Raw genomic sequence first — 15,271 nt, 5'->3', positions numbered from 1 at the left:
TCACGGTGTCAGCGCCTGCCCGAGCGGCGCTGCTCGCGCCGTTTGCGCTGCAACCGGCCGACGATCTGGCCGAGTTGCTCGGGGGTGGGCGGCACCGGCGGGTCCTGGAAGTGGGCGGCGACGAAGGCGTCCCGGAAGACCGAGTGGATGTCGTCGCCGTTGCGCCCGCGCAGCGCGGACGCGATCAGTTCGTCGACGCCGCCGCCGACGTCGATGCCGAACTTGGCCGCGTGCAGGCTGATCATCTTCAGCCTGGCCTCGTCGTTGGGCAGGTCGATGGCGATGGACTCGAAGCGGCTGGGCCGCAGCAGGGCCTCGTCGATGAGGTTCAGCCGGTTGGTGGTGCCGATCACCAGGGTGGGCACCTCGGGCCGGAAACCGTCCATCTCGGTGAGGATCTGGGCGACCACGGCATTGCCGGCCCGGGTGCCGCCGTCGGAGTGTTCCGAGCGGCGCGAGGCGATGGAGTCGAACTCGTCGAAGACCACGACCGAGGGGGCGTTGCGCCGCGCCTCGGCGAAGATCTCCCGGACGTTGCGCTCGCTCTCGCCGACGTAGGTGCCCATGACCTCGGGGCCGGAGACGACGAGGATCGTGGCGTTCATGCGGTTGGCGATCGCCTTGGCGAACAGGGTCTTACCGGTGCCGGGCGGGCCGTGGAAGATGAAGCCGCGCGGGATCAGCTTGGTGCGCAGGTGGTCGAACTCCTGCGGCAGCCGGTGGTGGCCCATCACGATGTCGATGGCCCGCTGGATGTGGGCCTTGACCTCGTCGTAGCCGGCGATGTCGTCGAAACCCACGTCCGGCACCTCGAAGTTGCTGGACATCTGGGCCTTGAACGCCCGGATCGTGGCGTACAGGTCGCGGGCGACGGGGGCCGGGTGGTCCCGGTGGACGCTCATCGCGTAGCGCAGGGCCTGGCGGAGCAGCACCGGGTTCATGCCGGCGACGTGTTTGTAGAACTCGACGGGGTCGTAGCGCTCGAATCGCGCCGACTCGCCGACCGTCACCAGGGCCCGGCCCAGCGGCTGTTCCTCCTGGTCGTCGCGGAACCAGACGGTGCGCGGGACGCCGGTGATGGTGACGCGGGTGCTGAACCGCTCGCCCAGCACCTCGGGCACCGACAGCGAGGGGGCGGCGAAGGCGAGCATCACGCGTTCGGGCGCCCCGTGCAGCAGCTCGGTCACCTCGCGGGCCTCCGGCGAGAGCTGCCCGTCGGAGCCGCCCGCGAGCAGGTCGAGGTGCTGGACGACGAGCACGGTGTCGTCGTTGAGGGCGCGCACCAGCTCGCGCAGTCGGCCCAGCAGGCGCTGGCGCGGGTTCTGCTGCACCGGGATGAGCGGCTCCCCGCCCGGCGGCTGGTCCTCGGCCCCGGCGTCGTCGCCGTCCGGGGGCTCCTCCAGGACCTCGGCGCGCAGTCCGGCCCGGGTCGCCATCTCCCGCCACAGGTGCGGCACCACCGGCTTCTCGGCCACGACCAGCACGGACAGCCCGGCCCGCAGCAGCGAGGAGACCTGGGCGATGTCCCGGCCGTAGGCGAGGACGGTGGCCTCGTCCTCGTGGAGTTCGGCGGGCTGCGGGTGCCGGTGGACGGGCGCCTCGGTCGGGGCCTGCTCGCGCGGCGGCGGGTCCTCGCTCCGTGGGGCGGGCGCCTTGGCGAGGTCCGGCCGGGCCGAGGCGTACGTCGGCGGATAGAGCGGGGTGCCGGGCGAGAGGTCGGCCTGGAGGAGCAGGTCGGCCGAGACGGTCTCCCAGGCCAGCAGGTCCCAGCCCCGCGGGAGCGGCAGGAGCAGCATGTACGGCCCGGAGGCCAGCGCCTGTTCGACGGTGACATGGGGCGGCTGCCGGCGCAGGGCGGCCCGGGAAGGCTCGTCCGGCGCGACGACGGAGATACGGCGCACGCTCGTGGTCATGCGGGACTTCCCCCTCTTGCTTCCAGCCGTTCCACCTGCCGGTACAGGCGTACGCCCGCCAGGTACTCCTTGCCGATGCCGGAGCGGGCGCGCAGCAGCTGCCGGTGCGAGCGCTCCAGCCGGGCCAGCGCGGCCCACCAGCGGGCGACGGGGCGGGCCGCCTCCAGGTCGGGCGGCACGGCCAGGCCGATGCGTGCCCGACGGATCAGTGCCAGGTGGGCCGCGCTGTGGCGCAGCAGGGCCGCCTCGTACACATCGATCACCAACTCGCGTTCGCTCATGCGGAGTTGGTCGAGCAGTCGGCCGCGCCACAGGGCCTGGGCGGGGGAGGCCGGGGCCTCGCAGTAGACGGTGGTGATCAGTCGTCGCCCTTGGGGGTGCGTCAGCAGTCGGTCCTCCAGGAGGAGTTCGGCGTCGCTCTCGCCGACGGGGTCGGGCCGGTCGAGCAGCGCGGTGAGCGGCGAGGCGGCGCGCAGCCGACCGGCCAGTGTCGGGTCGGCGACGTGCGGCAGGGCGGGTGCGACGACGGCGTGGTGGGCGAGCACGTCCCACAGCGAGCGGGCGGGCGGCACCGCCCGTACCGTCTCGGCCGCGAGGCGGGCCCGGTCCCGGCCGCCGACGGCGGCGGCGAGCAGCAGGGCGCCCACGCCGACCGGGCGCCGCTCCCCCGACGCCAGTGCGTCCAGCCGTAGCCGGGCCGCGCTCTGCGCGGCCAGCCGGACGACGGCCGCGCCGACGTCGGGCGGTGGCACGGCCAGTTCCTGGGGATCTGTCAGTTCGCCTTCGGGCGGGGCCGGGGCCGCCGCCGTGCCGTCAGTCGTCGTCGACCACAGCAGCACGCGCGAGGCGGTATCGACCGCGGTCATCTTTCACCCACTGTTCGCATTCGCGTACCGAGTCGCCGCGACGGGCGTAGAAGCGCAGCAGACGCTCGTCGCCGGAGAGGTTGATCAGTCCGGCCACCTGCCAGGGCTGCCGGAAGGTGCCGAGGTGCAGGTCGACGTCGATGCTGGAGAGCCCCGAGTCGTTCCCGGAGAACAGATGGGTGTGGTACCAGCCCATCAGCTGGCGGTCCTGTCCGGAGGCGGTGATGCGCTGGTTCATGTCGCGGAAGGAGTCGCCGGTGAAGGTGAAGTGCAGCGCTCCGGCGCCCGAGTGCTCGGCGGGGGTGACCTCGGTGATCTCCACGAGATAGCGGTCGGCCGGTGCCTCGCCGTCGCCGCCGTCCGCCGTCGCCCGGTCGGGGCGCAGGACCCTGAGGACCTTGCCGAGCAGGAAGCCGCCCTCCTCCAGCCGGCGGGAGAGCTTCATCTCGTGCAGATGGTCGTGGAGGTCGGCGGAGAGCAGGACCGTCACCGGGCCGAGTCCGGCCGCGTCGATGCCCAGCGTGTCCGGGTCCAGGCCGGGCATCGGCGGCTCGGCGACCTTGCGCACGGTGAAACTGCGCCTGCTCTCCCGCAGGTTGAGGTCCATCGTGCCCTCGACCTCGGGGGTGGAGCGGCCGAGGGCGACTCCGCTGAGGGAGGGGTGGTCGAGGCAGAAGCCCCACACCTCCTCGTCGGGATCGATCTGCTGGACCACGTGCTGGAGGACCGGGCCGAGCAGTTCGCGCACCGGGAACTCGCCGTCGACCACCTTCTCCGAGCCGCGCGTGACGGTCAGTGCCAGTCTGCCGATCTGGCTGCGGAGGTTGTGGATCGTGCGCGGGCCGTCCGCCAGCCGGGGGTCCGGCCGGCGCAGATAGCGGATCTCCAGGACCAGCTGCTCGTCCGGGTCGCCGCCGGCCAGTTCCCTGCGCACCGCCTCGACCAGCAGTGAGGAGAGGGTCATCTTGCCGACCAGTTCGAAGGAGGTGCCCTTGTAGAGCAGCACCATGGCCGCGCCGGCGCGGGCTTCGTCACTCATCCGGGCTCGCTTCCACTCGCTCGACCTGAAGGAATCGGGAGCGGTCGGCCCGCTCGGTCAGACCGGCCCGGGTCAGCCAGGTGGTGCCGCCGATCTCCTTGATGCGTTCCTGGCCCTCCCAGGAGAACGCCCAGGCGGCGGCGTCGGCGTCGAGGTACTCGCCGCGCTGGAGGATGTCCTGCACCAGGCTGTCGTAGTCCCGGGCCATGCGGTAGTCGTGCGGCAGGATCTCGTAGTTGCGGTAGCGCACCATGTCGATGAGCATCTGGCACAGGGAGTACATGCTGAGGTCGGGGGTGTAGTCGGTCATCAGCGGGCCGAGGCACACGCCGCCCTTGTGGTCCTTGTCGCGGGCGATGTTCGGGTGGAACACGTCCGACTGCCAGCGCACGCGCGGCGCCTGGATGGGGAACTCGGCGGGCATCCAGACGATCAGCTCGTGCCGGTCGATGCGCTGCGGGTCCGGCGGCCAGGCCTCCAGGTCCTCGGGCGGGGCGAAGCCGGGGACGTGCAGCTCCACCGTGTACTCCAGCGGCAGCCGGTCGTCGTCCATCTCGACGAGCGTGAACTCCGGGTGCTCGGCGGCGAAGTCGACGATGTCGTCGCGGGCCCGGGCGAGGGCCTCCAGCCGCAGCCAGCTGTCGACACCGGCGGTGGACTCGGCGGACATCTGCAACTGGCCGCCGTCCCGGACCCCTTGGTTGTGCAGCGGTTCCTCGGGGTCGAGCCGGTGGGCCTCGCCGTTCTCGTCGCGGTAGTCGACGACGGCGCGCAGCAGATGGCCGTTGGCGTCCTGGGCCACCTCGGGCCGGTACTGCGCCCAGACGGCAGGGACGAGTTCGCCCGGCAGGGTCGTGTTGGGCACGTACGGGATCTCGAACTGCTGGCCGTCGGGGCCCATGACCTCCAGGCGCGTGTACAGGGTGGGCCGGAAGTCGTACTCGCCGTAGAGCACTTCGACGCCGGGGGCGATGCGCGCGGCCCGCTCGCGCAGCTCCTCCAGCCGGTCGGCGGGCATGGCGGCGATGCGGAAGGCGGCCTGCCGGTGGCCGGCGTAGAGCTGGACGGCGTCGGCGTCGAGCAGTTCGCGCACGAGTCTGAGCAGTTCGGGGTAGGCCTCGCTGCCCACGAACTCCACCGTGCGGTACAGGGTCTCGGCGTTTCCGCCGCCGCCCTCCTGTTCCTGCTCCTGCGATTCGAGGAAGCCGCGGATCTTGGTCAGGTCCTGGTTGCCGGGCCAGCGCCGCAGCACCGCGTCCACCAGTTGCCGGACGCCGTCGCGCTGGAGGGCGCCCAGCTCCAGGGCGCGCACCACCTGCCGCCAGTAGGCGGCGACCTCCTGGGCCGCGTCCCAGCGGGGCCGGGTCAGCGGCGGGAAGTCCATGTCCTCCAGCAGTTCCTCGGCCTGGCCCTGGGTGCGGTAGATGTCGGCCAGTGTGTCGACCAGGACGCGTTTGATCTCGCCTGGCAGCTTGCCCGTGTCGTAGCTCATCGGGGCGTTCCTTTCCCGCCGGCCCCGGAGAGTTCCAGGTAGCGGATTCCGCGGGTGCGGCCGGTCGTGACGACCGGCAGGATCTCGCGTGGGGCCACGCCGAGATCGGCGAGCCGGGCGCGCGGGGGCGCGTCGGCGAGCCGGGTGGATTCGCGCGTGGGCGCGGTACCGGGCAGCGGCGCCCAGGTCATCACGGTCTCCTCGGGGGCGAGTCGGCCGGTCAGGTCGGCCGCGGTGGACTGTGCCGTGCACGGGACGGCGCGGACGAGGTCGGCGGGGATACGGCTGTGCAGCGGGCAGCCGGGGTCGCGGCGCGCGGTGACCGGGGTCGCCGTACCGCCTGCGGCGTCGACCCGGACCACGCCGGGCGCGGGGCCGGCGCCGCACAGCTGCCGTACCGCGGTGACCGCCAGCCAGGAGCCGATGAGCGCGGAGACGGGCGCCGAGGCGCCGGCCTCGGGGACGACGGCGTCCGTGCAGGACCAGGGGTCGTCCTGGGCGGCGCGGTCGCGGGCGGTCAGACCGCAGCCGAAGCAGGGGCCGTCCGGCTCGTACAGCCGTATCTCGCCGCCCCAGGCGCTGGTGCCGCCGTCCAGCAGGGCCGCGCCCACCTGGAGGCAGCGGCCCGCGAGTTGGAGCCGGGCCGCGAGGCTGTCCAGGCAGCTGACGACCAGGGAGGCGTCCCGCAGTTCCGCGAGGCCCACCCCGCTGACCAGGGGGGCGGTACGGGCGTCGACACGGGTCACCGGGGACAGCTCGGCGAGGTACCGGGCCGCGACGGCCGCCTTGGGCGCGCCGATGTCGGCGGCGCGGAACAGCGGGGCGCGGCTGAGGTTCGACTCCGAGACCGTGTCGGGGTCGCACAGCACCAGCCGGCCGACGCCGGCGAGGGCGAGGGCCTGCGCGCACTGGCTGCCGAGCGCGCCCGCTCCGCACAGGACGACGGTGGCCCCGGCGAGGCGTCGCTGGTCCCAGCCGGCGATCAGGGCGTGCCGGTCGAAGCGTCCCATGGCTACTCCCGCCTCAGGGTGCGGAAGTTCATCGGGCACTGTTTGACGGTCAGTTCGCTGCGCCACTGCTCGAAGCAGCCGAGGCCGCGCGCCGGGTCCTGGTGGACGGCCTTGCGGCAGCCGGGTGCCTCGGGCGAGCAGGGGCAGACGACGACGGTCTCGAACAGCCGGAAGGTGTGGGTGCACACGAAGCAGGCGTTGCGCCGGCCGGGGCGGCCGAGCACCGGGTCGCCGGGCATCAGCCGGACGGTGTGCAGGGTGTCCGGCCGGGGGTCGGTGTCGTCGACGCCGTGGAAGAACGCGGCCTGCGCGTCCGGGTCGGGCGGTCCGGACGCCGCCGGGGCCTCGCCGCTGCACGGCAGGTTGCGCAGGTGGTGGGTGACGTCGGCCAGTCTGCCGTCCTCGGCGTGGCGCAGGTACACGGTGTCGTCGAGCCGGAAGGTGTGCCCGCACACCCGGCAGGGGGCGCGACGCGGGGAGCCGGGCCGCCGCCAGGTGCCGAGCCAGCGGGAGTCCAGGGTGGTGGAGGCCGGGCCGTCGGCGCCCGCCACCTGCGGGTTGTCGCCGCGCTGCAGCCCGCGCTCGAAGGCGCTGGCGACGTCGGCCGGGGCGGAGGTCCCGGCGGGCGTCTCGGGAGTCGTCATGCGGCGCGGCTCCTTCGGGAGCACTGGTGCACCTCGTCCGGTGCGTGGCCGGCGAGGGCGAGGGCCGCGCGGGCGGCGTCGCACGCCCGGTCGACGGCGGTGGAGTGGGCGAGCGAGCCGTAGAAGCCCTCGGCGAAGACGAGCGCGGCGGCGTCGTCGAGCGCGCCGCGGGTGCCCACGACGGTGTCGGCGCAGTCGAGCAGGCCGTCCGCGTACGCCCCCGACCAGCAGGAGTTGAGGACCACGCAGACGAGGGGCGCGGACAGGGCGAGCGCGGCGGCCAGGGCGCGCACCGGGACCGGCGCGGAGGTGCCCGTGTCGTCCTCCAGGAGGAGGCGCCCGTCGTCGGTGCCGTGCCCGGCGAAGTGCACGAGGTGAGGCCGTGCCGTGCGGAGCCGGGGAAGGAGGTCGGAGATCCGGACGGCCGGGTGGACGGTCACCGTCAGCCGGCCGGCGGAGCGGGCCGCCGCGTCCTGGATGACGCGCTGCTCGGCGCCGAGGCGCAGCCTGGCCTCGTCCAGCGGCGCGGCCATCAGGCACAGCACCCGCAGCCCGGCCGGCGCGCCGTGGCCGGCCGGGCCGGCGAGGGCGGTGAGGCCCTCGTGTCCCGGGAAGAGGGCGGCCGCCGCGGTGACGAGGTCGCCCAGGGTGATGCCCGCGAAGCGGCCCTGGTCGACGGTGCGGCACACCGCGCGCCACCAGGAGGCGGCGGGCAGGGGCCCGCCGAAAGGCGGCAGCAGGGCAGGGCTTATTCCCACGTCTTCGAGAAATGCGTGACTGCTGAGCATGTCCGGAAACAATTCGCCCAGTGTTTCGAATGCGCCGGCGTCGCGCAGAAGTTTCCATGTCGGACTGGCCATCCGTCGTCCCCCGAGACAACTACCGTTGCTGCACAGGCCCTTGGGGAGAAGAGTACGCGCAGTGGCGCCCGACGGGTGTAGTTTCGGATTCCGCAGCACACTTATCGGGGGCGGGTTTGATCGAGCGTCTGGAAATGATCACCTGTGGTGGCCGCGAAGCCGGAAAGTCGATCTTCGAGATCGACTTTGATCAACAGGGAGAGAGTTCCCGCGGCGGATTCCGGGAGCGCCACGGCGTACTGGTGCACGGCGGCGGCCAACACGTCGTGCAGCGCATCGCGCACACCGACGGGGCGCGCCGGGAACTGGAGCGCACCGTGCGCACCGCCGACGTGCTGGTCCGCCGGCTCGGCGTCACCCGCTACCCGCCCGAGCTCGGCCGGGTCATCGGCTACCGGCCGGACGACCGGGCGCCCTTCCTGGTGGCCACCCGGCGCGGCCGCCCCCTCGCCGAACTGGCCGACCTGCCACTGCCGGCCGACGAGCTGTCGGCCGTCGCGGGCGGCGTCCTCACGGTGCTGCGGCACCTGAACGACCTGCGCCTGGTGCACCGCGACATCCGGCCCGCCACCCTGTGGTGGGACGGCACCACCGTGCAACTCGCCGGCTTCGGTCTCACCCTGGACGAGGGCGATCCGCGCGGCGGCCCGGCCGGCACCGACCCGTGGCGTTCACCGGAACAGGCGGGCGGCCGGGGCCCCGCCGACTGCCGCGACGACGTGTACGCCGCCGGTGCCGTCCTCTTCCACCTCGCCACCGGCGAGGAGGTCACCACGGCGGCGGAGATGCGGGACCGGGTGCGCTGGCTCGACCCCGGTCTGCGCACCCTGCTGGACGGGGTCTTCACCGACGAGGCCCGCCACCGCGTCACCGGGTACACCCTCCAGCTGCGCCACGACACCCGGCCCGGCCGCATCACCGCACAGGGACCGGGCGTGCGCCGCGTGCCCGGGATGGCCGAGCGGGAGCAGGAGGCCCGGCAGCACTTCCGGGACCTGCGCGCCCGGCAGCACGCCTTCCACCAGGCCTCGCGCAGACCGGCGTACGACCCCGGCGGCGCCCCGGAGCCCGCCGGCCGGACCGCCCGGCCCCCGGACCCGGGCCCCCGCCGGTGGCAGACCGTCGTCGTGTACACCGTCCTGGCCGTCGCCCTGATCGCCGTGGTCGCCGCCGTGGTCGCGGTGGCCTGACAGGAGGAGTGACGTGACAGACCACGTGAGGTGCCCCATCTGCCTGAGCACCGTCGACTGGGCGCAGGCCGAGACCGTCACCCTCAACGCCGACGGCCGGCCCGAACCCCTCGTCCGGCTGCCCGACGAGGACGACGTGCGCTGGAACCACCGCCGCCTCGACGCCTACCGGCTGTGCGCCGGAGGCGGCGGCGAACCGCATGTCCTGCCCGGCCGCTACGGCGACTTCGGCGAGCCCCTGGTCATCGGGGTGGTCGGCGAGTCCGCCGCCGGAAAGAGCCATCTGCTCGCCGCCATGCTCGGCATGCTCTCCGACGTCGACCGGATGGCCCGGCTCGGGCTGGTCGTCGGCGGCCTCGACCTGAAACTGCACCAGCGCTATCTGAAGGACGTCGTCCGCCCCTTCCTCGACCAGGGGCTGGGCCTGGCGGGAACCCCGGCGCAGCCGCCGGAGTTCACCGACGCGCTGTGGATCCACAACAGCAACACCGGCCGCAGTTTCGCCGTCGCCTTCTTCGACGTCTCCGGCGAGTGGCTCGCCGACCACGACGCGGAGGTGCCGTTCCTCGGCGCGGTCAGCGCGCTGGTCTTCGTGGTCGACCCGACCCGGATCCGCGGGCTGACCGCCGCCGGCGGCAGCGTCACCGGCGACCCGTCCTTCGGCGTCGTCCTCGACAAGATCGCGCGGCTGCGCGGGGTCGACGGCTCCCAGTTCCTGCCGCTGCCGGCCGCCGTCGTGATCGGCAAGTGCGATCTGCTGCGGCATCACGAGACCCTCGTCGACCGCTGGTTCCAGAACGCCTCGCCCGACGAGGAACTGCACCTCGCCACCGTGGAGGAGGAGAGCGAGGACGCGTACGCCTTCCTGAGCTCCCGGGAAGCCCGCGGCTGGCTCGCGCCCTTCGTCCGCTGCGCCCACTCCACCCTGCACTTCGCCACGGCGACCGGCCACAAGGCCGTCGAGGCGGACGGCGTCCAGCGCTCCCCGCACGGGAGTTTCGCGCCCCGCCGCACGCTCAAACCCATGCTCGCCCTCTTCGCGATGTGCGGGGTGCTCGGCCCCACCGACCTCGGCCAGGGAGCTACCGGATGACGACGGTCGACCAGATCCTCTTCGGCTGGGCCGAACGGGACCACGAAGGCAACGCCGGGGTACGCCCCGTCGCGCACTCCGGGCTGCGCACCATCGACCGCTGGGCCAAACGCCTCCAGTACGTGTGGGCCACCCAGGACGGCCTGGGCGACCAGCCGGAGGCGTCGGCCAGCCTCGTCCACCTGGTGTTCGAGGACGAGGCGGCCGTCCTGCGCAAGCTGCCCTCCCGCAATCCGCACGGCCGGGGCGGCGCCACCCTGACCCATGTCCTCGTCGGCGACCCCCGCGCGATCGACTCGCGGCTCGCGCTCGGGCTGCACGACTGGCCGGGCTGGCAGGACCGCGAACCGGACGGCACCCGCGCCGCGCTGGCCCCGCTCGACCTGGCCGGACTCGAACAGGCCGCGCGGCCGGGGCTGGCCGCGCTGCGCGAGGAGGCCGCCGGAGTCCCGGCGGACCAGCTCACCACGCTCGTCGCCCGGGTGCTCGCCGACCCGGCGGAGGACTTCAGCGTCATCGCCCGGCCGCAGCTCGCCCTGCCGATGATGACGGCCCTGCTCGACATCGTCGGACCGGTCGCCGGCCGCCCGTGGACCTTCGCCGGCCGGGAGTCCACCGACAAGGGCAGCCACCAGCCCCGGGTGGTGTTCCTCGCCGCCCGACCGCCCCAGTCGATGTACATCAACCAGCGCCTGCGCGTCGACGTCACCGAACCGCCGCCCGCGTCGGAGACCGCCCGCTTCGCCGCCCAGCTGGTCGAGCTGTACCGGACGGCCGGGCACCCGGCCCTGGAGCGGATCCGCCCGAGCCGGCCGCTGACCGACGCGGTCGACGTGACCGCCTGGCGGCGGTCGGTACCGATCGTGGACGGCCGGATCGCCGACCCGCGGCCCGGACCGGACGTCTTCCTCGACGACGTCCTGCTGGAGCAGGCCGCCGCGCGCGGCGCCCTCGTGTCCGGACAGGCCGAGCTCGCCGGGGAGTTGAGACGGCAGCCGGCGGACTGGCTGGCCGCGGCACTGCGCCGCTGGCGCCGCCTGGAGCAGCGCGCGATACGCCGTCACGAACTGCGGGACCTCCTGGTGAGCGAGGCCGTGGAGGCATGTCTGGCCGGCGGGCCCGACGCGCTGGTGTACGCGACGGCCGACGCGGAGCCCCCGGCCCCGACAGTGGCCGCCGCCTTCCTGCGGCACGTGCCGGACGGGGGCCTCGACCTGAGCGGGGCCGCGCACCGCCGGCTGCTGGTCGTGGCCCTGCACCTCGGCCTGCCCGCCGGCACACTGCACCACGGCGGCCTCCTCGCCGCCAGCCCGGCGGACGAACTGCTGGACTTCGTCGCCCGCCACACCGAGCACTTCCCGGACGCCGCGCACCTGGTGCTGCGCCACCTCGCCGACGCCGGACACGGCCCGGACACCGCACGGCTGTGGTACGGCCACGGGCTGCTGCTCGGCCCGGTCGACCGGATCGCCGCCGGCGACCGCGCCAAGGAGACCGACTGCTTCCGTCACCTGCTCATCGCCGCCCACGGCCCGCGACTGGACCGCACGGCCGCCCGGGAACTGGTCGAACGGGCGGGCGTCCAGGCGCCGCTCGGGCTCTACGCCGCCGCGCTGGAGCTGGCGGCCGACGACGCGGCCCAGCAGCCGATCCGCCACGAGCTGTCGGAACAGTTCCTGCGCGACCACGGCTACGCCGGGCCCGTCACGGGATCGACCGCCGCTTCCGCGTACGGAACCCGGCCGCGCGGACCGGTGACCGGCGGACCCGCCGCGCACACCCCGCCCGCCGCACCGGCCGCGTCCACCGCACGCCCGGCCCCCGCCCCGGCAACCCGGCCCGAGCCGTACGCCACACAAGCACGCACGCACACGCACACCGAGTGGGCGCATCCCGTCGCCGCCGACGCGGCCCACCCCACGCAGCGGGTCGACCCGGACCCCGCGCACTGGGACACGCCCGTGCTGCTCGGGCAGACGGCCCACGGTCCGGGCGATCCGCGCACCGGGACCGGCCCGCCGTCGCCGGCGGGCGACGGCGGCCGCCGAGGGCTGGACCGCCTGGGGCTCGACGGGGTGACCGTGTTCTTCCTGGGCGCGCTCGTCCTCATCCTGGTCGGCGCGCTCGGCTACGTCCTGCTGAACTCCATGCTCTGACCTCCCCCGCCGGACGACACGAATGACGCCGCATGACATCCACTGAAGAGTCAACGCCGCCGCCCCCCAGGGCGGTTCCCGCGCAGCGCACCGGCACCGATCCGGAACTCGACCGGATCGCCGGACGCATCCGTGCCCTGGCCCAGCGGGGCCGCGCCGACGGATCCGACACCCGGGTCCTGGACCGCGTCGTCGAGGACCTGGAACGGGGCGGTGCCACGCTCGCCGGCACCGACCTGGTCGCCGCCTATCCGCCCGAGGTGCTGCTCCCGGACGCCACCGCGAGGGGCCGCAGCACGCTGGAGGGCTGGCTCGGCGTCGCCCGTGACGTGCTGGTCTTCGCGCCGATCGCGCTGACCTGGTGGCGGCTGCGCGGCGCCCTCAGCGCCTACCAGGCCAGCCGCAGCGAGGAGCCCTTCCTGCTCGGCTGGGCGCGCGGCTTCCCGCAGGGCAGCCCGGCCGAGGCGACGACGGTGACGCTGGGCACCTCCGCGCTCCATGTCACCCTGCTCATCCTGGTCGTCGTCGCGCTGACGCTGGCGGTGCACGCCCTGCACCAGAACCGGGAGCGGAACCTGTCGCGCGAGCAGGAGCGCCACGAGCTCGCCGCCGAGCTGGCCCTCGCGACGTTCCTGCTGGCCACGCCCGCACGGCCGGCCGGCAAGCCGCTGGACAGCCGCAGCGCGGACCGGCTGGCAGCCCAGCTCAACGCCGGTACGCAGCAGCTGGAGACGGCGCTGCGCCGGACCTCCGAGGAGATCCAGGCCGTCCTGGAGACCGGCCCCGGCAGCCGGATCCAGACCGCGCTGGACGGCTGGACGAAGACGGTGGACGAGCTGACCCGGCTGATCCGGGCGCTCACCCCGCCGAGCCAGCTGGCCCAGGACCTGATCCGGATCCGGGAGCAGACCGCCGAGGACGAGGCGAAGCTGCGGGCCGCCATCGAGACGCTCGTCGGCGATCTGCGGCGGGCGCAGGAGGCGACCGGGCAGGAGATCCACCGGCACGACCTCGCCGTCGCCGCGGTGCGTGAACTGGCCCGCAGCCTCGGCGAGACGCTGATGGTGTTCACCGAGCGGGCGGAGAACCTGGTCGACTCCACCCGGGGCATCTGGCAGCTCGTCGACCGGCTCGACACCCGCTCGGGACAGCTGCCGCCCGCCGGCCTGGACAACGCCGACCCGCCGCCGTACCGGGGGCGGCCGTGAAGGGGCTGCCGCCACAGGGCGCGGCCGGGCGTACGGTGCTGCTGGCCGGGTGGCTCTTCGCCGACCTGCTTCTGCTGCTGCTCGTGATCGCACTGGGCTCCCTGCCGCGCGAACAGCGGGCGGACGCGCATCCGTCGCCGACGCCGAGCGACTCGGCAGGCTCGCCGAGCACCCAGCCGGCCGAGCGCGGACTGGTGCTCAAGCCGTGCAGCTTCACCGTGCGGACGGGCAGCGACGCGTCGGTGCGGCAGCAGTTCGTCGCACAGCTGCGCGGGGCGGGGGTGGCGAGCCGTACGGCGGGTTTCGTGCTGTCGTTCGGTACGGCGCCGGACCCGGGGCCGGGGCAGGACGCCGCCAACAAGGTCAACTCGCAGATCACCAAGGGGTTCTCGCACTTCAAGCACGCGCCCAAGCGCGGTTACTGGAAGGGCGGTGCGTCCGGCGAGGTCCGGATCGACGTGTTCTTCCTCGCCGCGCCGGACGGCGACACCGCGTTCCCGAAGGGCTGTCACGACGAGGGCGACTGACCCGGCGGTGGGGCCTGGACACCGGGGCGGAACTTCGGGAGGCGGAGGGTGATCCTGGTGCCCGCGCCGACGCCGGTCTCGATGACGAGGCCGTGGTCGTCGCCGTAGACCTGGCGCAGCCGGCGGTCCACGTTGCTCAGGCCGATGCCGGTGGCCGCTCCGGCCGTGCCGCGCAGGATCGCGCGCAGCCGTTCCGGGTCCATGCCGACGCCGTTGTCCTCGATGACGACCCGGGCCTCGGTGCCCTCGTCCTCGGCGGTGAGGGTGATGACGCTGCGCTCCACGGACTCCTCCAGGCCGTGTTTGAGGGCGTTCTCGACCAGGGGTTGCAGACAGAGGAACGGCAGGGTCACGGGGAGCACCTCGGGGGCGATGCGCAGGGTGACCTTGAGGCGGCGGCCGAAGCGGGCGCGGGCGAGTTCCAGGTACTGCTCGATGGAGCGCAACTCCTCGGCGAGGGTGGTGAAGTCGCCGTCGCGACGGAAGGAGTAGCGGGTGAAGTCGGCGAATTCCTGGAGGAGTTCACGAGCGCGCTCGGGGTCGGTGCGGACGAAGGAGGCGATGCTCGCGAGGGAGTTGTAGATGAAGTGCGGGGAGATCTGGGCGCGCAGGGCACGCATCTCGGCCTCGTGCGCGTCGGCGCGGGCCCGGTCGAGGTCGGCGAGGTCGAGTTCCAGCGAGAGCCGGGCGGCCGCCGCCTCGGCGCCCCGGGCGTGGGCGCCGGCGTCCGTGGCGGTGCACACGACGAGCGCGCCCACCGGCCGGCCGCCGGCCGTGAGCGGCGCCAGGACGCCCCAGCGGACGGGACAGCCGTCGTCGTCGCAGGCGAGCGGGAAGGTACGGCTGTGGGGCGGGCCGGTGAGCTGGGCTGCGAGTTGGTCGCGGTGGTGATCGGCGGCGCCGTCCCAGGCGAGGACGGAGGTGCCGTCGGTGAGGGCGAGGGCAGGGACGGCGAGCAGGGGCCGCAGCCGCCGCGCCGCCCTGCGGGCCGTGTCCGGGCCGAGCCCGCCGCGCAGGGGCGCCGCGGCGAGCCCGGCGGAGTGCAGGGCGCGCGCAAGCGCCTCCTCGCCGTCGGCCGCGTGCTCCTGCTGCCGCCGCGCCGCCCCGTGCCCGAGACCGGCCCCGAGCACGAACACGGCCAGCCCGGCGAGCACGAGGGCGACGGTACCGAGGACGGTCATGGGCGGGCCCCGGGGTTCGGTGGCGGGTGGGGGCCCGGTGGCCGGCGGATGCCTGACGGCGTCGACGGCCGACCCGGCCTCCGGTGACTCCA

13 protein-coding genes are annotated in these 15,271 nt (G+C 74.2%); 5 read left to right on the top strand and 8 right to left on the bottom strand.

Annotated features, from left to right (window positions below; all coding sequences use genetic code 11):
• Nucleotides 1-8: 8 nt before the first annotated feature.
• The 7 genes from AC4OXY_RS41200 to AC4OXY_RS41170 are packed head-to-tail and all read right to left on the bottom strand — an operon-like array spanning nt 9 to nt 7,824.
• Nucleotides 9-1,913 carry an ATP-binding protein gene (locus AC4OXY_RS41200; RefSeq protein WP_356034632.1) on the bottom strand — a complete coding sequence of 635 codons (1,905 nt, stop codon included), beginning with the start codon at nt 1,911-1,913 and terminating at the stop codon, nt 9-11.
• Nucleotides 1,910-2,779, bottom strand: a complete 870-nt coding sequence (locus AC4OXY_RS41195) for a hypothetical protein (RefSeq protein ID WP_491992268.1) — start codon at nt 2,777-2,779, stop codon at nt 1,910-1,912. The genes AC4OXY_RS41200 and AC4OXY_RS41195 overlap by 4 nt, the downstream gene beginning before the upstream one ends.
• Nucleotides 2,727-3,818: a JAB N-terminal domain-containing protein gene (locus AC4OXY_RS41190; RefSeq protein WP_356034628.1), complete on the bottom strand. Its 1,092-nt coding sequence runs from the start codon at nt 3,816-3,818 to the stop codon at nt 2,727-2,729. Before AC4OXY_RS41190 ends, AC4OXY_RS41195 begins: the two co-directional genes overlap by 53 nt.
• The gene (locus AC4OXY_RS41185) at nt 3,811-5,310 is read right to left on the bottom strand and encodes an effector-associated domain EAD1-containing protein (RefSeq protein WP_356034626.1); all 1,500 of its coding nucleotides are present in this window, start codon (nt 5,308-5,310) and stop codon (nt 3,811-3,813) included. Before AC4OXY_RS41185 ends, AC4OXY_RS41190 begins: the two co-directional genes overlap by 8 nt.
• A complete protein-coding gene (locus AC4OXY_RS41180; protein WP_362822620.1) occupies nt 5,307-6,320 on the bottom strand; it encodes a HesA/MoeB/ThiF family protein in 1,014 nt (337 codons plus the stop codon). The genes AC4OXY_RS41185 and AC4OXY_RS41180 overlap by 4 nt, the downstream gene beginning before the upstream one ends.
• A 2-nt stretch (nt 6,321-6,322) precedes the next feature.
• Nucleotides 6,323-6,964, bottom strand: a complete 642-nt coding sequence (locus AC4OXY_RS41175) for a hypothetical protein (RefSeq protein ID WP_356034622.1) — start codon at nt 6,962-6,964, stop codon at nt 6,323-6,325.
• Complete coding sequence (locus tag AC4OXY_RS41170) at nt 6,961-7,824, bottom strand: CHAT domain-containing protein (protein ID WP_362822619.1); 864 nt, start codon at nt 7,822-7,824, stop codon at nt 6,961-6,963. The genes AC4OXY_RS41175 and AC4OXY_RS41170 overlap by 4 nt, the downstream gene beginning before the upstream one ends.
• Nucleotides 7,825-7,958: 134 nt before the next feature.
• Between AC4OXY_RS41170 and AC4OXY_RS41165 the strand changes: the two genes are divergently transcribed.
• Genes AC4OXY_RS41165 through AC4OXY_RS41145 form a run of 5 tightly spaced genes read left to right on the top strand, consistent with a single transcriptional unit; the run spans nt 7,959 to nt 13,998 of the window.
• On the top strand, nt 7,959-9,014 hold the full coding sequence (locus AC4OXY_RS41165) for a protein kinase domain-containing protein (RefSeq protein WP_491992267.1): 1,056 nt from the start codon (nt 7,959-7,961) through the stop codon (nt 9,012-9,014).
• Nucleotides 9,015-9,027: 13 nt separating this feature from the next.
• Nucleotides 9,028-10,107 carry a hypothetical protein gene (locus AC4OXY_RS41160; protein WP_356034616.1) on the top strand — a complete coding sequence of 360 codons (1,080 nt, stop codon included), beginning with the start codon at nt 9,028-9,030 and terminating at the stop codon, nt 10,105-10,107.
• Nucleotides 10,104-12,263, top strand: coding sequence for a hypothetical protein (locus tag AC4OXY_RS41155; protein ID WP_491992266.1), 2,160 nt, complete (start codon nt 10,104-10,106; stop codon nt 12,261-12,263). The genes AC4OXY_RS41160 and AC4OXY_RS41155 overlap by 4 nt, the downstream gene beginning before the upstream one ends.
• A 32-nt stretch (nt 12,264-12,295) precedes the next feature.
• Nucleotides 12,296-13,471 (top strand): hypothetical protein, encoded by a 1,176-nt coding sequence (locus AC4OXY_RS41150; RefSeq protein WP_356034612.1) that lies wholly within the window; start codon nt 12,296-12,298, stop codon nt 13,469-13,471.
• Nucleotides 13,468-13,998 (top strand): hypothetical protein, encoded by a 531-nt coding sequence (locus AC4OXY_RS41145; RefSeq protein ID WP_491992265.1) that lies wholly within the window; start codon nt 13,468-13,470, stop codon nt 13,996-13,998. The genes AC4OXY_RS41150 and AC4OXY_RS41145 overlap by 4 nt, the downstream gene beginning before the upstream one ends.
• Here the strand turns inward: AC4OXY_RS41145 and AC4OXY_RS41140 are convergent.
• Nucleotides 13,980-15,179, bottom strand: coding sequence for a sensor histidine kinase (locus AC4OXY_RS41140; protein WP_491992264.1), 1,200 nt, complete (start codon nt 15,177-15,179; stop codon nt 13,980-13,982). The two genes, AC4OXY_RS41145 and AC4OXY_RS41140, sit on opposite strands and share 19 nt — an antisense overlap.
• Nucleotides 15,180-15,271: the final 92 nt, after the last annotated feature.

Source organism: Streptomyces sp. HUAS MG56 (assembly GCF_058673395.1).
The sequence above is the reverse complement of the archived record's forward strand: the minus strand, read 5'-3'. Positions and strand labels throughout refer to the sequence as shown.